This is a genomic window from Brevibacillus sp. NRS-1366, from assembly GCF_050467985.1.
The window spans coordinates 1-21484 of sequence record NZ_JBITPN010000069.1 but is presented as its reverse complement, the minus strand read 5'-3'; the positions used below and the strand labels follow the sequence as shown (position 1 = coordinate 21484).

At 43.7% G+C, this 21484-nt stretch carries 20 protein-coding genes and 3 pseudogenes; 5 read left to right on the top strand and 18 right to left on the bottom strand.

Going from position 1 to position 21484, the window contains the following annotated elements; translation table 11 throughout:
* Window positions 1-165 precede the first annotated feature (165 nt).
* A complete protein-coding gene (locus ACIFQN_RS35390; RefSeq protein WP_429837733.1) occupies window positions 166-558 on the bottom strand; it encodes a RidA family protein in 393 nt (130 codons plus the stop codon).
* Between the two features lie 6 nt (window positions 559-564).
* Entirely contained in the window at window positions 565-1701 is a 1137-nt protein-coding gene (locus ACIFQN_RS35385) for a YkvI family membrane protein (protein WP_429837732.1), read from the bottom strand.
* A gap of 377 nt (window positions 1702-2078) precedes the next feature.
* Between ACIFQN_RS35385 and ACIFQN_RS35380 the strand changes: the two genes are divergently transcribed.
* Window positions 2079-2348 carry a hypothetical protein gene (locus ACIFQN_RS35380; protein WP_429837731.1) on the top strand — a complete coding sequence of 90 codons (270 nt, stop codon included), beginning with the start codon at window positions 2079-2081 and terminating at the stop codon, window positions 2346-2348.
* A gap of 397 nt (window positions 2349-2745) precedes the next feature.
* Here ACIFQN_RS35380 and ACIFQN_RS35375 read toward each other — a convergent pair.
* From ACIFQN_RS35375 to ACIFQN_RS35300, 16 genes and pseudogenes are all read right to left on the bottom strand, one after another.
* Window positions 2746-2986 (bottom strand): annotated as a pseudogene (locus tag ACIFQN_RS35375) (ABC transporter permease subunit); the annotation flags it as partial.
* A pseudogene (locus tag ACIFQN_RS35370) lies at window positions 2979-3371 on the bottom strand (ATP-binding cassette domain-containing protein); the annotation flags it as partial. The pseudogenes ACIFQN_RS35375 and ACIFQN_RS35370, both read right to left, overlap by 8 nt.
* A gap of 40 nt (window positions 3372-3411) precedes the next feature.
* A complete protein-coding gene (locus ACIFQN_RS35365) occupies window positions 3412-3627 on the bottom strand; it encodes a hypothetical protein (RefSeq protein ID WP_429837730.1) in 216 nt (71 codons plus the stop codon).
* A 253-nt stretch (window positions 3628-3880) separates the two neighbouring features.
* The gene (locus ACIFQN_RS35360; RefSeq protein ID WP_429837729.1) at window positions 3881-4273 is read right to left on the bottom strand and encodes a peptidase dimerization domain-containing protein; all 393 of its coding nucleotides are present in this window, start codon (window positions 4271-4273) and stop codon (window positions 3881-3883) included.
* 71 nt (window positions 4274-4344) lie between these two features.
* Entirely contained in the window at window positions 4345-4512 is a 168-nt protein-coding gene (locus ACIFQN_RS35355) for a hypothetical protein (RefSeq protein WP_429837728.1), read from the bottom strand.
* A 102-nt stretch (window positions 4513-4614) separates the two neighbouring features.
* Complete coding sequence (locus ACIFQN_RS35350; protein WP_429837727.1) at window positions 4615-5865, bottom strand: amidohydrolase family protein; 1251 nt, start codon at window positions 5863-5865, stop codon at window positions 4615-4617.
* Between the two features lie 125 nt (window positions 5866-5990).
* Entirely contained in the window at window positions 5991-6788 is a 798-nt protein-coding gene (locus ACIFQN_RS35345) for an ABC transporter ATP-binding protein (protein WP_429837726.1), read from the bottom strand.
* A 274-nt stretch (window positions 6789-7062) separates the two neighbouring features.
* Entirely contained in the window at window positions 7063-8874 is a 1812-nt protein-coding gene (gene pepF / locus ACIFQN_RS35340; protein ID WP_429837725.1) for an oligoendopeptidase F, read from the bottom strand.
* A gap of 31 nt (window positions 8875-8905) precedes the next feature.
* The gene (locus ACIFQN_RS35335; protein ID WP_429837724.1) at window positions 8906-10570 is read right to left on the bottom strand and encodes a peptide ABC transporter substrate-binding protein; all 1665 of its coding nucleotides are present in this window, start codon (window positions 10568-10570) and stop codon (window positions 8906-8908) included.
* A 101-nt stretch (window positions 10571-10671) separates the two neighbouring features.
* On the bottom strand, window positions 10672-11664 hold the full coding sequence (locus ACIFQN_RS35330; RefSeq protein WP_429837723.1) for an ABC transporter ATP-binding protein: 993 nt from the start codon (window positions 11662-11664) through the stop codon (window positions 10672-10674).
* Between the two features lies 1 nt (window position 11665).
* The gene (locus ACIFQN_RS35325) at window positions 11666-12697 is read right to left on the bottom strand and encodes an ABC transporter ATP-binding protein (RefSeq protein ID WP_429837722.1); all 1032 of its coding nucleotides are present in this window, start codon (window positions 12695-12697) and stop codon (window positions 11666-11668) included.
* 20 nt (window positions 12698-12717) lie between these two features.
* Window positions 12718-13737, bottom strand: a complete 1020-nt coding sequence (gene opp3C / locus ACIFQN_RS35320) for an oligopeptide ABC transporter permease (protein ID WP_429837721.1) — start codon at window positions 13735-13737, stop codon at window positions 12718-12720.
* Window positions 13734-14663 (bottom strand): ABC transporter permease, encoded by a 930-nt coding sequence (locus ACIFQN_RS35315; RefSeq protein WP_429837720.1) that lies wholly within the window; start codon window positions 14661-14663, stop codon window positions 13734-13736. The genes opp3C and ACIFQN_RS35315 overlap by 4 nt, the downstream gene beginning before the upstream one ends.
* 45 nt (window positions 14664-14708) lie before the next feature.
* Complete coding sequence (locus ACIFQN_RS35310) at window positions 14709-15065, bottom strand: DUF3899 domain-containing protein (RefSeq protein WP_429837719.1); 357 nt, start codon at window positions 15063-15065, stop codon at window positions 14709-14711.
* A 269-nt stretch (window positions 15066-15334) separates the two neighbouring features.
* A complete protein-coding gene (locus ACIFQN_RS35305) occupies window positions 15335-16432 on the bottom strand; it encodes an IS4 family transposase (RefSeq protein ID WP_429837718.1) in 1098 nt (365 codons plus the stop codon).
* 220 nt (window positions 16433-16652) lie between these two features.
* The gene (locus ACIFQN_RS35300) at window positions 16653-16796 is read right to left on the bottom strand and encodes a hypothetical protein (protein WP_429837717.1); all 144 of its coding nucleotides are present in this window, start codon (window positions 16794-16796) and stop codon (window positions 16653-16655) included.
* Between the two features lie 748 nt (window positions 16797-17544).
* Between ACIFQN_RS35300 and ACIFQN_RS35295 the strand changes: the two genes are divergently transcribed.
* The 4 genes and pseudogenes from ACIFQN_RS35295 (at window position 17545) to ACIFQN_RS35280 (ending at window position 21182) form a co-directional block, all read left to right on the top strand.
* The gene (locus ACIFQN_RS35295) at window positions 17545-17955 is read left to right on the top strand and encodes a hypothetical protein (RefSeq protein ID WP_429837716.1); all 411 of its coding nucleotides are present in this window, start codon (window positions 17545-17547) and stop codon (window positions 17953-17955) included.
* A gap of 559 nt (window positions 17956-18514) precedes the next feature.
* Window positions 18515-19899, top strand: a pseudogene (locus ACIFQN_RS35290) (IS4 family transposase).
* The gene (locus ACIFQN_RS35285; RefSeq protein WP_429837715.1) at window positions 19874-20254 is read left to right on the top strand and encodes a transposase; all 381 of its coding nucleotides are present in this window, start codon (window positions 19874-19876) and stop codon (window positions 20252-20254) included. The pseudogene ACIFQN_RS35290 and the gene ACIFQN_RS35285 overlap by 26 nt, the downstream one beginning before the upstream one ends.
* A gap of 274 nt (window positions 20255-20528) precedes the next feature.
* The gene (locus tag ACIFQN_RS35280) at window positions 20529-21182 is read left to right on the top strand and encodes a TetR/AcrR family transcriptional regulator (RefSeq protein ID WP_429837714.1); all 654 of its coding nucleotides are present in this window, start codon (window positions 20529-20531) and stop codon (window positions 21180-21182) included.
* Window positions 21183-21484: the final 302 nt, after the last annotated feature.

Sequence of the window (21484 nt, the reverse complement as noted above, 5' to 3'; positions counted from 1 at the left end):
CCGGAGCTGTCTGCTTGGTATACGCATAAAAAAGATGAACTTCTCAAACTTCAGCAACCTGTATTCCCAGTAGTAGCCTAGCGGCAGGGTCCCTTTTCAAAAAAACGGTTGCCCTTTGGGTTCGAACAAGTCAATTTTCCAGTTATGATTGGCTAATCTCCGCTCTTACCTCCCCTCAAACTCCGAGAGACTATTTATCATAGCGGTAGCAACTATTTCAATTTTCATACCAGGTATTACAAGTTCATTGACTCCTATAGTTGCTCTATTTGGATAAGGTTCAGAAAAAAACTCACTCCATATTTTGTTCATGCTTTGTGAATCATTTATGTCAGTTAGATAAACAATTACTTGTAGAATATCTTTTAACGATCCTCCAGCATCTTCAATCAAATTTTTCAGGTTAGAAAATGCTAGTTTTGCTTGAATTTTGAAATCTCCTATTTCAATTGATCCATTTTCGTAAACAGGAACAACTGCGGTATAAAACATATGATTTTTTACTACTGCGTTAGAAATTGGCCCTAATTTAGGTATATTACCCTTGATAATTTGCATTAAATATCAGCTCCTATTAACATTATGGTTATTTACTGAATAATCTTTATTTTTCGAATTATACTTATCAAGTCTGTTGGCTCTACTTTTAACTTGCTTAAAAATCATACAGAGCAAGAAAACTATACCGAGCCATCCTGAAGAAGGGTATATAATATTAACTAACATTTCAAATGGAGTAAAAGATATAAAGAACGATATGGTAGTTAGTGCTATAGCTAACATGATCATTTCTTGGGATTTATCCTTTGTAAATCTTATACATACAGACCATAATATTGGAGCTGCTGTTGTGTAGATACCTGCTAACAAGATTATTGCAAATATCGCACCAATTATTGGAATGAGTTCGTTAGCAAGGTACAACAACGGAATGGATTTATTGTAAATCTTCTCAATGTTTACAAATAACCCAAATGCAACTATAGCAACTGCAATACTAAAAGCACCCCCTCCTAATGCTCCTCCGATAATAGCCTCTCTTTTACTTGTTGAAGTCTCTCCCATTGCTGCTAAAAATGCTGCTAACAATATTGACATAAATGAGGCATAAAGAATTCCAGATAACCACCAACTACCGGATGCTTTTGCAATATTAGTGTTAGCAACTACCGTGTTTGCTGTGCTAAACCCGTCAATATTTGTAATAAAGGCAAAAACTGAGATAACAAGACATCCTACAACAATAATGGGGCCAATGAAACCTATTATTGTTAACATCCTTTTAAATCCAAATATAACCGTGATAACTGCTGTAATTGCTAAAAAAAGCCTACCAAGGTAAGTTGGGAGCCCATAATACTCATCAAACACAGCACCCGCTCCTGAAAGCATAACGATAAATATCAGGAATAATAAGATAATTGAATACCATTCAAAAAACGTTCCGATTACGTTTCCACAGTAATATTTAAATACATCATTTGCTTGTTTAAAAGTTGAAGTCTTTCCTACATACATAAAAGATGAACACATATAAAGATATAAAACTAGTGATATTAAAATACCTGCAAAACCCAAGTATCCATATGATACAAAGAATTGTGTGATTTCCTGCCCTGTGGCAAACCCTGCTCCAATACAAAAAGCTAAAATCGCGCCGATATAGTTTAAAATCTTCGTCCATTTAATTTCCTTAACCAATTATTCATCCTCCTTTTATTAAATATTTTTTAAAAATTGTGTATCCGCTTACAATGATGTGGTAAAAATAAAACTTATGCTAATATCAAATGACCACCGGTCAGTGACTATTAGTCATTTAAATCTTAAACAAGGAAGTCAGAATAGTCAAATGAAACATTGACAATTTTTATTATTTTATTTTGCGTGAGATTATATAACTCAACTTTCGGTGCGACCAAGCCTAGGTTGTGAAGTTTAGCAGGTGGAAATCCTGCTTGGAAAGGCTAAAGCCAAGCCACCAATAGCAAGTCTTGGACGACTGGAAGTAATTTCAGACGTTAAGCGTAGACAGCCAGGTAGCAGGCACATTTTCTACACATAGGGGTAGACCGAAAATGCAAGCAAAACTAGCAAGAATAGCAGAGATTGCAAAGGAAAAGCCAGACGAGCAATTCACATCGCTGTACCACCACCTGAACGAGGAACTGCTGACACAATGCCATCGAGAACTGGACGGTAGTAAAGCAACAGGTGTCGTTCAAGTCACGAAGGTAGCGTATGAAGAAAATCTAGAATCAAACATCAAAGACTTGATAGAACGGCTAAAGAGGAACCTCAGCGTCAAACTGTGGACAACAGTCGTACTCCAAAACAAAAAGGCCTGACGTTTCTGTGTCCAGGTCTTCCCTTTCATTTGTTTATGCAAGTCAGATGGTACAAGCACAAAGCATCGTGCTAATCCGAAATGTCTACTGATTAGATTCGCTTATCTTGTTTCGTTTCCTAATTCGTTGTCAATTGTTTCTCGGCAATTCTTCTGATAAACCTCATCGTTTTTGCAACTGGTTCCTCTAGATTGTAGTCGCGGCGGTTATTTGTTTGGGCTGGAAAACCGCTTACGAATCATTCTTGGAAGCTCTATCGCACTTGGCCTGACAAACCGTCATATGAAATACGAACAGCCGCCACTTGACTTCATTTTGCAAGACGGCTCTCGTTTTCGTCCTCTTTTACGTTGTTAACGACAATTTGAGAGATTGGAACAGAGGGGTTCTACTTCTGTCAATGTTTCATCCGCGGGTCAAGTACATCCCTCAATCCATCGCAATAAAATTAAACCCCAGTACCGTCAGCATGATCGCCACCCCTGGAAAGAACAATGTCCACGTTGCATCTGAATGAACTGCCTGGAATCCGCAAGCATTTTCCCCCACTCAGGCTCGGGGGGCACAGCACCCATCCCCAAAAATCCTAACCCTGCCGCTTCCAGAATGGCTGTGGCAATTCCAAGTGTTCCTTGCACACTGGCTCTTTACACTCCGATGAAGCTTGACCACCTCGCCAATCTGGTCGCCAATCGTGTAGAGCGGATTAAGCGAGGTCATCGGTTCCTGAAAGATCAGGGCAATCTCGTTGCCTCTGATTTTTCTCATCCGCTTTTCCGAAGCGTGTGCGAGGTCCTCCCCTTTAAACGCAATCTCGCCCTTGACGATTTTTCCGGGAGGCTGCGGAATCAGCCCCATAATGGATTGAGACATGACGCTTTTTCCGCACCCCGATTCTACAACAATCCCCAATACTTCTCTTTGCTCGATACAGATATCCAAGCCATCTACCGCCGGAATCTCGCCATGATCGGTAATGAAGTTTGTGCGTAATCCTTTTATCTCCAGTAACGCGTTTGCCAAAGCTGCCGACCTCCCGATCATTTTTTGCCGACAATCTACCTTACCTTTCCTCGTAACCGAGAAAATAGAGTGCATTCGCCATCAAGCGAAACGTTGCTGGCGTATAGTTGCGGAATGTAGGATCAATCCCCATCAATACCACCTTTTGCTCCGTGCGTTGACCATGGACAATCACCGGTTGTCTGCCTGCTTTTTCCGGGGCGAGCCAGAAGCCCGGGACGAGTGTATCTCCTTCGGCAAAACGGGCAGCGATCACACTGTCGTCATGCACTCGCCGGAAATGATAGGCCCATATGCGAGCACGGTTTCATTCTGACCAAACGAGTACGTCAGCCGATTGTCCGGATCGGCATCGATGCATACGTCGACGTTTTCCGTCGTCTGCCCATCGCTTATAGCATCGTCATCCGGCGTCCAGCGTCCAGCCACTTGATGTGACTGCGTCGGTCGGATAGCTCCACATCCAACAACCGCAGCGCTTGATTGATTTGCACCCCGGCATAGCCAATTCAGATGAAATCATGTCCGATGGACACGATCGGCTTCTCCTCACCCAGGTATTCGCCAAACAGGCTCATTGGCCCTGATCCGGCAAAATTCGGCAAGAGAGCGATGTTGTCTGCTCCGTACACTCGTTTGGCCGTCTCGATAGCGGTTTTGACAAAGGAATGGTTGATATTCGAGTGGAATGGCATCAGACTGCTTACGATTTGAGTGCGAACATCCTCGAATCCATGCTGATCCAGGTGCCTACGGATTTTGCTTGCAATGTCTTCGGGTTCTTGTCCGGGAACCAGCCGGCAATCCAGCTTCGCTTGCGCCCGCTTCGGCAAAATCGTTTTCGCTCCCTGGCCTGTGTAGCCGCTTTCAAATCCGCTGACAGTCATGGTCGGTTCAAACAAAAAGGCATCCCGGGCATCGCTGTCGCTGAATCTCTGCTCCGAATGGCGGATACAGCCACTCCTCAAGCGGTTCAGGAGGCTGTACATCGTAATGGTTGTAAAACAAGATGGTTTTTGTTCGGATTGCCATTTGCGGAAGGCTCAAACACTGCATAAATGACCGGATTGCCGCCACAATCATCCAGCACCTTCCATTCGCCATTCGCTTGTGCAATCAACTCTTTCAAAATCGTTACCATCTCTGCTATCCCGATTCCTTGCGCACTAATGCTTGGTTGCCGACATTATTTCTGCAATGCCTCGATTGCCTCAGGCTTTCACAGGGGGTGCTGCATCATCATTCAGACAACGATACTATTTATTTTGTTTTCATTTAGAGTGTTTTTTCTTATTTTTCCATCAATAATTACTATTTTTATATTATCTGCGTCTGTCAGTAGATTGATATTTTCTAGCGGATTACCTGTAACGATTGTAATATCAGCCAGTTTGCCTTCTTCCAAGGTTCCTACCTCATCGGCTCTCATAATTATTTCAGAACCTGTCTTTGTCGCTGCTACAATTGCTTCCATTGGGCTCATACCTGCATGAACCAATCGTTCAAATTCCATGCTATTTTTACCATACGGACAAATAGACGGATCTCCTAAAAAGTCTGATCCATATCCTATCTTGATTCCTGCTTTGTGACACATTTCAAACGATTTATAGTGCGCTTCGTATGATGCTTTAATTTTAGGTACTACCCATTCTGGCAATGTATCTATGTTCTCCATGTACATGTGAGCGATTGAGAATGTCGGAACTAACCATGCATCATTTTTCACCATAAGTTCAATACATTCTTCATCCATAAACATCCCATGCTCAATCGATTTTACGCCTGCAACTAATGCATTCTTTATTCCTCTTGTACCTTGAGCATGAGCTGCTACATAAGAACCATGCATTTCTGCTTCCTCGACCATTGCTTTTATTTCGCTAATACTGTACTGGCTAGCTGTATTGGTATTTCCTTGAGACGTTACTCCGCCAGTTGTGCATGTCTTAATGAAATCTGCTCCTTCTCTGAATTGCATTCTTGCTGCCTGCCTTACAGCATCGGTTCCATCTGCTATCACTCCTAATAGGGTTACTTCATTTAATTCAATCGGAAATTTTTTGTACACGTCAACATGTCCACCTGTTTGTGTAAGAATTTTACCACTCGCTGAAATTCTTGGTCCGTTAACCAAACCTTTTTGTATTGGTCCTTTCAGTTGATGAGCGAATCCTCCTGGTTCTCTAACAGTAGTGAATCCGGCCTCAATTAATTTCTCCATATCCCAGACAGCTTGACATGTTTTTTCATAGGGAGTCATTGTATACATAAGCATAGAATTTACGGTTCCCATCCCTAGATGAACGTGTTGATCAATAAATCCAGGCATAATCGTTCCGTCTTCTACCTCAATGACTTCTACGCCCTCTGGGGTTCTGTATTCGTACTCCTTACATACAAGCTTAATCTTGTTTTTTTCTACAACAACAACTCCTTTTTCTATAACCGAATTTCCAGTACCATCGATAATTCGTCCTTTTAATACAAACATGAAAACACATCCTTTTACATTTTTTATTATATTCGTAACAGATAAAAAACAATTTTAATTAGGGGGAGGTTGGCTTTGTTCAGAGAATAAGCTTTGTTCTTTTTTGGTCTATACATAGAGCGAAATCAGTACAGATGGCACGCAACCTGCCTGCCATCTACTTCCCGTAACGACGGCGCTTCTCTCCGACAAATCTCCATGCAGGCATGGCAGCGCGGATGAAACTTGCAGCCCTGCGGCGGATTGGATGGAGAGGGCAAGTCACCGCGCAAAATGATTCGCTCGCGTTTTTCGTCTGGGTCTGAAATGGGTGTAGCGGATAGAAGCGCTTGTGAATATGGGTGCAGCGGTCGTTGGAACAACTTGTCCTTATCGGCAAACTCGACAATTTCACCTAAATACATCACAGCGACCCGGTCGGAAATATGTTCGACTACATTCAAGTCATGGGAGATGAAAATGTAGGTCAGGGAAAACTGCTCTTGCAAGTCTTGCATCAGATTGAGGATTTGCGATTGGATCGAAACATCTAGCGCTGAGACAGGCTCATCGGCGATAATCAGCTTGGGCTGCAGCATCAACGCGCGGGCGATGCCGATCCGCTGCCGCTGTCCACCGGAAAACTCGTGGGGATAGCGGCCCAGATGCCGTTTGTTTAACCCGACGATCTCAATCGTCTCTTCCAACATGCTTTGGCGCTGTTCGCGGGGAATTCCGTGTGATAACAACGGCTCCGTCAAGATCTGACCGATCTTCAGCTTGGGGTTTAACGTGTCAAACGGATTTTGAAATACCATTTGCATATTACGACGAACAGCATGCATCGCTTTTTTGTCTAATTTGCTGATATCCCTCCCTTGGAACAGGATTTCCCCTCTGGTCGGCTCCAAGAGACGCAGGAGATCAAGCGGGGTAATCTCCATCCGGTTGTATCGCATCCGAACACAGTGGACCGGGAAGCGGATTGAGCATAAGCTGATGGAGGAAACTGAAAAGCGCCGCCATTCTGTTTGGTCATTCCTCCTATAAAATATTTTTTTGAGAAATGTGTATCCGCTTACGTTGATGTGAAAAATAAAACTATGTTAATATTAAATGACCAAAAGTCAATGACTGTTAGTCATTTAAATTTTACTCAAAAATCAGAATAGTCAAATTAAATAGGTGGAATTTCTAACTTACAGAGTATCTGATCGCTTATGCTTTAACCAGTTCTTCCATCTGATCAAGCAAATCCTTAAAGACCGCAAGCGCTTCATGAATCGGCTCTGGTGAAGTCATATCGACACCTGCTCCTTTCAGTAGATTCAGCGGATAGTCGGAACTACCGCTCTTGAGGAATTTGAGATAACGTTCAGTGGCTGGTTGACCTTCTTCAATGATTTGCTTGAAAAGCGAGGTCGCCGCAGAGAATCCGGTAGCGTATTTGTAACAATAGAAATTGTATTTGTAGAAATGCAGGATCTGCCCCCATTCCAAATCAATTTCTCTGTCGATCACCATATCCGGTCCATGGTATTTGACATTCAACTCACGATAGATGGCACACACCCCTTCAGTCGTCAAGGCTTCACCCGCCTCAACGTTTGCGTGAATGATTTTCTCAAATTCTGCAAACATCGTCGTACGGAACACAGTGCGACGGAACTGCTCCAGATAATAGTTAATTAGATACATCCGCTTTAGCTTGTCGTCTGTCGTTTCCAACAGATAGTGCATCAATAACGCTTCATCTAATGTAGAGGCCACTTCTTCCACGAAGATGCGACAGCTGGCATAGGTATATGGTTGATTTTTGCTGGAATAGTAGCTGTGCAGCGCGTGTCCCATCTCATGGGCCAGAGCAAACATGCTATTTGCATTGTCCTGATGGTTTAGCAAAACGTATGGATGTGTGGTATATACTCCCAATGAGTATGCCCCGCTCGTTTTCCCTTCATTTTCGTAGACGTCAATCCATCCAGATGTAAGTCCTGTTTCCAACACATCACTGTAATCTTGGCCAAGCGGTTTCATTGCGACTTTAACCATCTCCACTGCCTGATCGTAAGGGATCTCCATCTCTACCTCAGGAACCATCGGCACGTACAAATCGTACATATGCAGTTCGTCAACGCCGAGAAGCTGTTTGCGCAGTGAGACATAGCGATGCATCAACGGCAAATGATCGTGAACAGTTGAAATCAGGTTGTCGTACACGGAGGTGTCAATATTATCTGCAAACAGAGACTCTTGTCGGGCAGATTCGTATTTGCGTACCTTCGCGTAAAACACGGCCCGCTTCACTGACGCGGTAAGGGTAGCTGCTAACGTATTGCGGTATTGCCCGTAGGTTGCATACAGGGCTTCAAACGCTTCCTTCCGTACCCGACGATCCTTGCTCTCCAGAAACTGGGTATAGCGTCCTTTAGTCAGCTCTACTTCTTCCCCTGCTTCATTTTTGATCATCGGGAACTTGATGTCCGCGTAGTTGAGCATGTCAAAAATATTTGATGGCGCTCCTGTCACTTCACTTACTTCTGCAAGCAAGGCTTCTTCTGCTGTGGAAAGCGTATGTGGTTTTTGTCGTTCAATCTCATCCAAGAGCATACGGTAGTGAGCCAGTCCTGATTCACTCTCGATCAGCTTGTGCAATTCGTCGGATGGAATCGCCAAAATTTCGGGTTGAATGTATGATAACGCACTGTAAACTTTTGTACTGAGACTGGTCGCTCTGTCTGTCAGAGCCTGATACGTGGCATTGGCATTGTCTTCGTCTCTGCGCATCAGGGCATAAAGGAATACTTGATCGATTGTCTTCGTTAGTTCATCTTGAAGGGCAAGCGTGTCGAGCAGTTGCTTGCCTGACTGTGACAGCGTACCAGCTTTTGCCTGAATCTGCCCAATCATTTCCTTGACCTTTTCTACATCTTGTTCCCAAGCTGTATCATTCGGGTAGATATCCTCCAGCTTCCATTTGAACTCTGCTGGGACTTCGCTCCGTTTTGGCAAAGATTTCGATTTATTCACCGGACCTACTCCTTTCAGTTAAGCGTCTCCACTACTTTTCGATTTTTACATTTTTAAAGTAATAGGAAGGGGAAAACGTATTTAGCTGCATATTCTTCACATACGGATTGGTTAAGGTAAGCTTTCCTTTTTGCACGATCGGGATGATCACTGCGTCATCTTCCATCAGAATTTTTTCAGCTTTCTGCAATTCATTCCATCTCTCTTCAGGGTTGGTCGCCAACGGTACCTGTTGAACACTCTGAATAATCTTGTCGTACTCCGGATTCTTATATTTTCCCGTGTTTATTTCATTGTTGCTCAAGTAAATCGTCAGCAAGGTTAGAGGGTCAGCATAATCTGCGCCCCATCCGGCGTAGGCGAAATCATAATCACCGCCAAGCTGCTTATCAGTGAGGATTTTCAGCGTAACCTGTTCAATCGACACTTTTAAACCTTCCAGGTTCTTTTCCAGTTGGGATTGAACATACTCAGCAATCTTTTTACTCGTGTCATTGTCGCTCGTAGATAATTTCACTTCAATCTTGTCAACGCCTAGCTCTTGTTTTGCCTTTGTCCAATACTCCATTGCTTTTTGCGGATCAAAGTGGTTATACGTGCCTGCCGTTTCACGGAATTCCTTGCCATCCGGACCTTTGACAAAGTTGTCAGGGATGAAATAGTCGGCTGGTTTGGCACCATCCTTCAGGATTTCTTCAGCGATGAACGTCTTATCGATGGCGTACGCAAATGCTTTGCGTGCGCTGACATTGCTAAAGATTTTGTTTTTGTGGTTCAAGTCAAGGATGTTGACGTATGAGGTACTGCTGGTCACTACATTTGGATCATCGAGATATTGCGCGGCTTGCTCGCCTACGAGCTGGATACTGTCAAGCTCGCCAGTCTCATACAAATTCAAATTGGCATTGGGATCTTTGACAACCTTAAAGTGAATTGCGTCGATATCAACATTGGCTTTATCAAAATACTGTTCGTTCTTGGTAAGGACATATTCATATTCCGTCTGCCACTTGCTCAGGACATAGGGGCCGCTGAAAAGCAAATTATCGATTGAGGTACCATATTTATCGCCCTTCTCGTTAAAGAACTTTTCGTTGATTGGTGAGAAGATCGGAGAGGTGATGACGCTCAAAAAGAACGGTACCGGAGAATCAAGCTCTACCTCTAGCGTATAGTCGTCTGTAGCTTTGACGCCCAATTCCTCAACCGGTTTTTCACCCTTAAGGATGGCTGAAGCGTTTTTCATTCGGGTTGTTTCCAGAAGAAACGTAGTTTGCGAACCTGTTTTAGGATTAGCCATACGCTTCCAGGAGAACTCGAAGTCATGCGCTGTTACCGCGTCACCGTTCGACCATTTGGCATCTTTTCTCAGTGTAAAGACGTACTGTAAGCCATCGTCGCTTTTCTTATAATTTTCAACCATACCATTGCCGATCTTGTTGCCCCCTTCTAAGGTAAACAGACCGAGATTCGTATTGCCGATAACGTCAAAGGCTTGTACATCCACAGCGAGACTGGAATCCAATGTCGTCAGGTCTGAACTAACAGAAAGCCTGAGGACCTTCTTCCCCTGCGTTTCTTGAGTGGTTTGCGGTTCCTTACTGGTTTGATCTGGCGGTGTGCTGGAACTGGAACATCCAGTAATGAGAGAAACGGAAAGGATAAAGATGAAAAATGCCACAGAAAATTTTCTCAAGTGTGCTCCCCCTTATGTAACCCTGTCCATCGGTTTACTTATTTCAACACTGTTTTTCGAAAACGTGACTACGTCGCGTCTTCGTTGCGCGTATGACTCTTTTATTGCTCCTTACTTTTCCCGCTCTGCTCTCCTTTCTTGCTTGTCTGGGAAGCTACCAGCGCCAGGTCGCTTCTGTACTGTGCCAGCTCACGCTCTGAGCACAGTACCCAATGCCCCGGAGTAACCTCTGCCCACACAGGCTGTTCAACATCGTATTTGTGGATGGATGGGTCATAGGTGATTCGCTTGCGAGCCCGTTCCTTGAGCGGATCAGGTACAGGAATGGCCGACAACAGTGACTTTGTGTACGGGTGTAGCGGATTGGCATACAGTTCTTTGGTTTCGGCCAATTCGACCAGTCGTCCCTTGTGCATGACGCCTACCCTGCTGCTGATGTACTTGACCATCGCCAGATCATGGGCAATAAACAAGTAGGTAAGATTGAGCTCTCTTTGCATCTTTTTCAATAAATTGATCACTTGTGCTTGAATCGACACATCCAGGGCAGAAATCGGTTCATCCAAAATCATGAATTCCGGTTCAACGGCCAGCGCTCGGGCAATGCCGATCCGCTGTCTCTGTCCACCCGAAAACTCGTGCGGATATCTGTTCGCGTGCTCTCGGTTCAGTCCAACCGTCTCCAGCAAGGCGTATACTTTCTCCGCGCGTTTGCTTGGATTTGCTGCCAAGCCGTGGTAGTCAATACCCTCTGCGATAATGTCCATTACGGTCATCCGCGGGTCAAGCGAAGCATAAGGGTCTTGAAAGATCATCTGCATTTTTTTGTTGAGGTGCCTTCGTTCTTCTTTGGATAATTTGCCGCTGATCACTTTCCCGTTAAAGCTCACTTCCCCATCTGTCGCATCATACAAGCGGATCATCATCCGGCCGGTTGTCGATTTACCCGAGCCGGATTGACCCACCAAGCCAAAGGTTTCTCCTTTGAAAATTTGAAAGGAAACCTGATCAACAGCTTTATAAACAGCTCGTTTTTCAAGCTTGAAATGCTTGCTGAGACGGGTTACTTCTAGGATTGGTTCGCGGTTTTCCATGTCAATTCACCACTCCGAATTTTTTCGGTAAACGTCTTGATGATCGGCAGCGTTCTACTTTTGGCGCATATTCATGCAAAAGCCAGGTTGCCGCATAATGCGTATCGGAAATCTTGAACAAGGGAGGTTCTGCCAAAAAATCAATTTTCATCGCGTAATCACTGCGCAGGGCAAATGCATCGCCCTTTGGTGGATGTACCAGATCAGGCGGAGTACCTGGGATCGAGTACAGGTCTTCATCAGATGCTTCCAGACTTGGCATTGAAGCCAGCAGCCCCCATGTATACGGATGTTGAGGCGTATAGAACACTTCCTCAGAGGTACCAATCTCGATGATTTTCCCAGCGTACATCACAGCGACTCTGTCGGCGATATTGGCCACAACCCCGAGGTCATGCGTGATAAAAATAACGGCAACACCCGTCTGTTTCTGCAGATCCTTGATCAAATCGAGGATTTGCGACTGTATCGTGACATCGAGCGCTGTCGTCGGCTCGTCACAAATCAACACCTTGGGGTTACAGGCGAGTGCAATCGCGATCACGATTCTTTGCCGCATCCCTCCGGAAAATTGGTGGGGATACTGTTTATACCGCTTTTCGGGGTCGGTGATTTGAACCAGTCGCATCAGCTCCAGCACTTTTGCTTTCGCTTCCTGCTTGCTGGCACGTTGATGCTTGATGATGCCTTCCGCAATCTGACTGCCAATGGTCATGCACGGATTGAGCGAGGTCATCGGATCCTGAAAAATCATCGCCAGCTCTTTTCCCCTGTAGGACTGCAGCTCCTTTTCACTAAGTCGCACCAAGTCAGTGCCCATGAATCGAATCGAGCCGCTCGTCAATTTTCCATTGGCAGCGATCAGCCCCATTAATGCTTTCGTGGTCACTGATTTACCCGAACCTGACTCGCCGACAATCGCCAGCGTCTCCCCTTCATGCAGATCAAACGTGATGCCGCGAACGGCCTGTACTTCACCTCCATGAATCTGGAAGGACACACGTAAATCCTCCACCTCAATGATTTTTTTCATCGACCTCTCCCCCCTTCAAGTTAATTACGCATTTTCGGATCGACTGCATCCCTGACGCCATTGGAGAATATGTTTAGGCACAACATCAGAACCGTTAAGACAAATGTGGGGATCAGCATCATGTACGGATATGTCCGCAAAAATTTGTATCCGTCATTGATCAGGACACCGAGAGAAGCCTCTGGTGCAGGAAGCCCAAGTCCGATGAAAGCGAGAAACGCTTCATAAAAAATCGCGTTGGGGATCGTAAAAATGATCACGATGATGATTGTCGGAATCGTGTTTGGAATCATATGGCGCATAATTAACTGCAAAGGCGTCGCACCCAGAATTCGTGCCGCGTAAATGTACTCTTGGTTTTTAATCTTTAAAATCTGTGCCCGTGTCACACGAGCCATGCCCATCCAGCAAGTCAGAACCATGGCAATCGACATCGTGACAATGCCTGGTTTGAAGAACAGCAGGAACAAGATCAGCACAACCAGATCGGGAATCCCGCCGATAATCTCCATGATCCGCATCATGATGACATCGACCTGTCTCCCGTTGTAACCCGATATGCCACCATAGGTGACGCCGATCAAGATATTGATGACAGCAGCCAAAAATCCGATGTACAGCGATATCCGCACGCCATACCAGACGCGCGCCCACAGGTCGCGGGCCAGATCATCTGTCCCAAACCAGAAATACTTGTCTTTTATGCCCCTCTGGGCGTAGACATCCTGACCATTTTTATCAAAGCCATCAAAAATCCCCAGCTTTTCGACGACCGGTATTCTTGGTGGCAGCTTCATGTAGGTCTTTAACGGTTCAATTTGTTCGTCATAGGAATACGATCCGACGATTGGCGCAATGATTGCGAACAGCATCGTGATGACGATTACAAAAAAACTGACAACAGCGGCCTTATTTTGCCTGATCCGGATGATGGCATCCTGCCAAAAGGTGAGGCTTTCCCGCTCGATTTTTTCTTGCAGGGACTGATTTACGTCGGCAGATGTAAACATGTCTCGGGTAACTTTGAGTTTATTTATCATTCACTATCACCTGCCAATCTGATTCTCGGATCGATGACTCCGTATAAAATATCAACGATGAGCATTACGAATAAAAACAGAAAGCTGAACACCAATCCCTCACCTAAAATGACAAAGTAATCATTGGTCTGGATCGATGTGACAATGAGATTGCCAAGGCCAGGAACCCCAAATATTCGCTCCACTACGGTTGAACCTGAGATTAAGCCAACCACTAACGGCCCAAGAATCGTGATTACCGGGATCAGCGCATTTCGCAGCGCATGTTTGACAGCGATGGACGTCCGTGACAATCCCTTTGATCGGGCGAGTAAGATGAAATCAAATTTTAGTACTTCGATTAATTCCGTTCTCATGTAGATTGCTGTCGAGGCAATCACGAGTACAGCAAGTGCGATCGTCGGAAGGATTGTTGAGGCAAAATTACCTTCTATGTATAGAACCGGAACGGCTCTGAGGACAACCGCCACATAGTACTGCATCAGCGCCGCAATAACAAAGGAAGGAATAGAGACACCCACGACGACAAACAAGGTCGTTACATGATCCCAAATCGAGTTTCTTTTAAAGGCAGCTACCGAACCAAGGATAATACCGACGACTGCCCCGAGTACAAGCGCTTGTGCACCGATCAGCGCGGAAGGCTTTAACCGTTCCATAATCATCTTGCTGACAGGCTGATTGTTATATTTGAAGGAAGTGCCTAAATCCCCGTGCAGCACGTTGTTGACATAGCGAACATATTTAACGGGGAGCGGGTCAGAAAGTCCGTACTTTTGATTCAACATCGCCTTCTGTTCCGTGCTCAGCTTGATATCATTGAACGGTGACCCCGGCATAAACTGAAGCAAGATGAACGTGATCGAAATGATGAAGAATAAGGTGACAACCAGATAAATAATCCTCTGTATGATGTATTTGATCAAAGAGAGCCCCCCATACCGTCAGTAACATCAGTAGGTAACCAATTTTTACGATAAATAGCCCAATCCAATACTGAGGATCACAAGAATCACAGCGGCTGTAATCACTAATGGTAAGAATGCGCTCCTTTTCACCTGCAAAAAGTCCTCTACTTTTATATCCTGCGCTTCTTTTTCTCCTCGCCGGAATGTGCGCAAAAGCAGTGAAAGCACTTTTTTAAAGGAGTAGTGGGTGATGCGAAATGCCCCCTGCTCATGCAAGACCAAGCTTCCAGAAACAACCAGCATGATCAAACCGATTAAAAATAAAACGCTTACAAATGTAACGTAAACAAATTCACTGAATATAGCGAAGATAGAGCTGACCACGATACTACTCAAGATGATTCCAACAATTGTCTTCATATTCTTCTCCCGTGTTCTCGTCCACATTGTACATTTTGCTACTATTTAATTCTGTAAATAGAATTCACTAGCGTTGCATTAAAATAGAGTTCATTACTTGTCTAACTATTCTGAATGATACTTTTCACTTCGAAGCCAAAAACGACAGCATACAAGGAAGAGGTAGCTACTATCCATTTGGCGATTTTATGCATTTTTTACAACGGAAACAACAATCAACACTCAGTTCCTTTTCTGGCGGCCTCTTGATGTTCGCTTGGACTGGTAATTCATCCTGCCGAACCACTGCTCAAACGTCTGCCAGAGAAACACTTGAGCCATCTGCTGATTTGTAACAGACTGTGGTGACTGTTCCTTTCCAATTTGACAATGAGCAACAAGCAGTAGGCAATCAGAGCGATGAATACTTGATTTTGTACTGCCTTGTCACTCGTTCCATAGAAGTTCTTAATCTTGACGTGCTGTTTGATCCACTTAAAAAACAGCTCAACTTGCCAACGGCAGCGGTAGATGTCGCTGAGTTCCTCTGCCTCCAGGTCGAATCGATTCGTAATGATCCGAATGTGATTTCCTTTCGAATCCAGAGTTTCAATCAGTCGCAACACGTTATCCACCCGTTTTTGCGGCGTTCCAAGCAGAATCATGGAATCCGATAAAACAGCAGTTTCTAGAGGGATTTTGAAAGCATACAAATGACGGATTTCAGCGTTATCTTTGAGACGAGAAGCGAAAAAGATACCTTTGTCCGTGTGGTCATCAAACTTCTCATAATCCACGTATCCTTGATCAAAGACGTACATGGCTCCGATTGCTTCAACCAGCGATTCCATTTGCGTACGGTCGTTGGACTTGGTGGGGGTAATGGTGATTTTTTCCAGGTACACATCCTGTTGGTTGGCAAAGACGAGCCGAAGATGAATCTTGATTCCTGCCTTGGATTTTCGGGAGGCTGCCCATTTGTACTTCTGCAAGAATAACCCGATGGTCGTCGAATCGATAATCTTGATGTCTGTTCGCAAGGAGTAAGCGCTGCTCGATAGCCTTTGAATTTGCCCGACAAGGTCGATGAGGATTTCTTCAAGTAAAGCTGGCTCTACTTGATTATTTTTGCGACTCAGTTGGGAGAGGCTGATGGATGACAGTCCGAGCGTCCGTTGAAATTCCTTTGAACATACATCGTCTGCAATTGCCCGAAGTCCTTCTCGTTGCTGGAGTTGAGCATGTAAAAACAGAAGAAGGTACGCTTTCGTTGTCAGCTTTTTCACGTACTTATCCTGGCCAATTTGGTCAATACCTTGTTGAAGTTTCACAATATTGATCGGTGAAACATATTTACCAAATGAAGAAAATAGGGTATTTTTGTCCATGGTCGATCCTTTATGTTGGATTTGGACAGGAACAATCTGACCTTTCCTGTGTAAAGGATTTTTTTGTGCCGTGGACTCATGAATACCGAACATTGTGAGGGTTATGAATCATTTCAAATAATTAATGCAACGCTAGTGACATCATTTGCTTGTTTAAAAGTTGAAGTCTTTCCTATACACATAAAAGATGAACACATATAAAGATATAAAACTAGTGATATTAAAATATCTGCAAAACCCAAATATCCATATGATACAAAGAATTGTGTGATTTCCTGCCCTGTGGGAAACCTGCTCCAATACAAAAAGCTAAAATCGCGCCGATATAGTTTAAAATCTTCGTCCATTTAATTTCCTTAACCAATTATTCATCCTCCTTTTATAAAATATTTTTTAAAAATTGTGTATCCGCTTACAATGATGTGGTAAAAATAAAACTTATGCTAATATTAAATGACTATCAGTCAGTGACTATTAGTCATTTAAATCTTACGCAAAAAAGTCAGAATAGTCAAATGAAACATTGACAATTTTTATTATTTTATTTTGCGTGAGATTATATAACTCAACTTTCGGTACGACCAAGCCTAGGTTGTGAAGTTTAGCAGGTGGAAATCCTGCTTGGAAAGGCTAAAGCCAAGCCACCAATAGCGAGTCTTGGACGACTGGAAGTAATTTCAGACGTTAAGCGTAGACAGCCAGGTAGCAGGCCTGAAAGTGATTGAGGTTCGAAAAGAGTAACCCGGAGAGGTCGACGTTTTCGAAAGTACGGAAGACAACACTCATTCAAACGTTAAAGGCAAGGATGAATGAGCTCTCCCGGGGGTCGAAGAGCCAGGCATGCTCTACAATGACTTCACAGCAACTTGCGAGACCCTGCCCCCTTCTTCGGACAGGAAGTATGACAAACAACCGATTACAAGGGAGAATGTCAAATGATGGATAGGGAGTCGGATCACTGCGTACTACTGATGAAACGGGAAACGCTGGCGAAGGGAAGGCAGTGAAATATCATCGATCTTGTAAAGGACACATTTTCTACACACAGGGGTAGACCGAAAAAGCAAACAAAACTAGCAAGAATAGCAGAGATTGCAAAGGAAATGCCAGACGTGCAATTCACATCGCTGTATCACCTCCTGAACGAGGAACTGCTAACACAATGCTATCAGAAACTGGTCGGTAGTAAAGCAACAGGTGTCGATCAAGTCACGAAGGCAGCGTATGAAGAAAATCTGGAATCAAACATCAAATACTTGATAGAACGGCTAAAGAGGAAAAGTTACCGGCCACAGCCCGTAAGAAGAACGTATATACCCAAGGATGAGAAAAGCAAAAGTCCGCTTAGCATCCCTTCTTACGAGGACAAAATCGTGCAACTAGGACTGAACAAGATTTTACAGGCCATCTACGAGAAAGACTTTCTAAACCTATCATACGGCTTCCGACCGGGTAGAAGCTGTCATGACACATTGAAAGCATTGAATCCCATCATCGAGTATGGAAAACCAGCTACATCGTAGATGCCGACATCCGCAGCTTCTTCACGAAGGTCAATCATGAATGGCTCATTAAATTCCTTGGAGCAAGAATAGCAGACCCTACTATTCATAGGCTAATGTGGCGCTTTCTGAAGGACGTGAAGGAGTTAATGAAAACAATACGGGCCAAGCTGATAAGATATTACCGCCATTACGGGATAACTGATAATAGCCGGGCGCTGTCCGTATTCAAATTTCAGATCACCAAAGCGGTATTTAAATGGCTAAATCGCAGATGCCCGAGAAAAAGCTTCACGTATGACAAATGTAATCTCTTTCTGAAGCGCACTCCTCTACCAGAGCCCATAATTCATGTGAATATCTATGGCTGATCATTGCAACTTTGTAAAGGATGATACGAGGAGCCGTATGCCTTAATTGGGCACGTACGGATCTGTGAGGCTCACGTCTACTCAACCAGAGCGAAAATGAGCGTAAAGCCTTGGTATAGCTAGCTTAAAACCGATTTTTGAATGCTCCTTGAAAATATGAAAAACACCGCTCCGTTTGATAAAGTGAAAGTGTTAAAGCAATCACTACCATACAGAAGAGGTGTCCTCTAGAGCAAAAGCAACAACAGAATCAACTCCCTGCAGAAATCAAGAAGGCATGTAAAGAACTGAAAGTGATGCACCACTTGAAAACCGCAGGGATTAAAAAAAATTCGGCTTTACCTGCTCTTATCTATTCCAGCTTGTACTTGTCCTCTTCTTTCATCAAAAGAACTGGTTTCGCTTGCTGGAAAGCGGAAAAAGGCAAGACATTTCCCGGCAAGGATGAGGTGTATCGCTTCCTCAACAATAGCGGTTATGCGTGGCGTCGTTTTTTGACACTGCTCAGTTGTTCCACCGTGAACAAGGTGCAAGCCCTCACATCAAATAACCGCTTATCGGTTTTTGTGGTCGATGATTCCATGTTTGAACGCAACAGCAAGTCTGTCGAGATGCTATCTCGATTCAAAGACCATGCGACAGGCTGCTATTACAAAGGCTTTCGCATGCTCACGCTGGGATGGTCAGACGGTCACACGTTTATTTCGGTTGACTTTTCCTTGCCCGCTTCCCTAAAGTCTCAAATCAACGGAATCATGGAGGGAATCGACAAGCGGACGTCGGGCTACAAGCGCCGCTTAGAAGCGTTATTGCCTGCTCCGGAAGACATTCCGACCATGATCGATCGTGCTATCGCTACAGGCATGAGCGCCTCTTACGTACTCATGACAGTTGGTTTACGCACACTCCATTAATCCAAGCGGTTCTTACGCGAGGTTTAGACGTGATCGGAATGTTCAAGGCAGACAATAAACGCTACCTCGTCGGTCAGCATCGCCTATCGTTACAGGAATTTCGCAGCAACGCCTGTGCAAGGAAGGAAGAAAGGCATTCTCCGTTCCATCCGAACAGAACTGTCTACGGGCATTCCTGTCATCATGGTGTTTGTGCGCCACCGCTCGAATAAAAAGGAGTGGCTAGCCATTTTGTGTACGGATTGCTTCTTGACGGAAGAAGAGGTCATCCAGATCTACGGCATCCGTTGGGACATTGAGGTATTCTTCAAGTGCGCCAAATCACTATTGCGGTTGCAAAAAGAGTTCCATCGCCGATCCTATGATCTGCTGATCAGTCATACAACGATTGATTGTCTTCTCCCGATACATCATGCTGGCATGGCAACACAGACAAAGCACCGATCCGCATACACTAGGCGGGTTATTCCATCTGCTCTGCGATGAAGTGAGCCAATTGGATTGGACGGTTGCCTTAAAGCAACTCATTCATCTCATAGAAGACATTGCTCAAAAGACCAACAAAAAGATCACAAAACTTATTCAAACACAACTCCAGCTTTGGATGGCAGGTTTTACATAGCTACATCAAGGGTTATAATGGACCCATAAGTAATGAAGCGAGCATTTGCGACCGGTAAGCCTGAGATTCTCAACAGTGACCAGGGTAGCCATTTTACTAGTAGCGACTACATCAGCCTACTTCAGAACAACAGCATAGCCGTTAGCATGGATGGGAAAGGCAGAGCCACAGACAACGTCATCACGGAACGCTTCTTTCGTAGTTTGAAATGGGAGAAACTCTACTACCACACATACACGATACCAAAGGAGGTTTATCGAGACATTCGAGCTTACATAGACGATTATAACCGTGTCCGACCTAACCAGTCTTTGGGCTATGCCAGGCCCGCTGAGTTATGGCTCACACCATGGATCAAATCGGTTAATTCAAGACTGTTCCGACAAAGGGCTTTACATGGAGGGCGGGCATGATAAGCTGGATAGGCGCGCGATGCATGAATTCCAGCATCGCCCAATCGCGAGAAATCATGCCCGCTAGAGGCTCCATGTCAAGCTCGGCATAGGCCAAAATTGACAGACATAATGCTCTCAATGAGGTGGATTAGTAGCTTACCTTTTTTAAAATTTTGTCTTGACAATGGGGTCCACTACAGGTTATCTGCCTAATTTGAGCTGCGAAAGTTGAGTTAATAAATTAAACAGGATTTTTTAATAATTTGCTAAGAAAATATAAAGAGGGGATCTCATGAATAAAATGAAAGATATAAAGGTAAGGAAAGGGCAATTGGTAAACAGGCTTAATGAAAATAATAATAAAAGGCAGGAACAAGCACTTGTTACAAGAGAAAAAATATATAATAGTGCACTTAAATTGATTAAGGAAAAAGGTTTTGAAAATGTATTAGTAGAAGATATAACAACTTCTGCAGGTGTTGCAAAAGGAACATTTTACAACCATTTTAATTCTAAAGAGAATTTACTTTTATATACTTTTAAAAAGTCAGATATATTTTATTTAGAGGCATATTCAAAAGTAAAAGATATAAATAATTTTAATGATATGATAAGAGAATTTATATTTTTATCATATCAAGAAATAGAAAAATTTGGTAAGGAGATTTTACGTGCATTATGTATTAACCTCTTTTCTGATGAAAGTAAGAGTATATTCTTAGACAAAAATAGAGAATTGTATAAGTGCTTAATAAAAATCATAGAATTTGGTAAAAAAACTAGTGCTTTAAACAATAATATATCAATAGATTATTATGTTGAAAAAATAGTATCTTTTTTACTAGGTATTGAAATTTATTGGAGTATGTACAATAAAGATTCATGTTTAGCGAGTTTTTCTAAGGAGAGTATTTCAACACTAGTTAAAGGTTTGTCTCATATATAAATTACGGGTCTGTCAACAATTAACTAGGCTCCATAATAAACATTAGTCAGCAGCCTGATAAATCCTTCAAACAAAAAGAAACCCAAGACGAGTAGATAGTGACTCGTTTGGGGTAGCATTTTTTTTAAAAAAAGCATGCTGCCGCAGCAACATGCCTTTTGCTCGCTTGTATAGGGGTCCCGCCACATGCCCATCAAGCTAAGAACCTTCATTTTGGAATTTAGTGATGGAATCTCTTATTTTCAAGAGTCGTTAATTTGTTTTCTTAAAAATAAACATGTCAAATAAGCCTTAACCAGGCT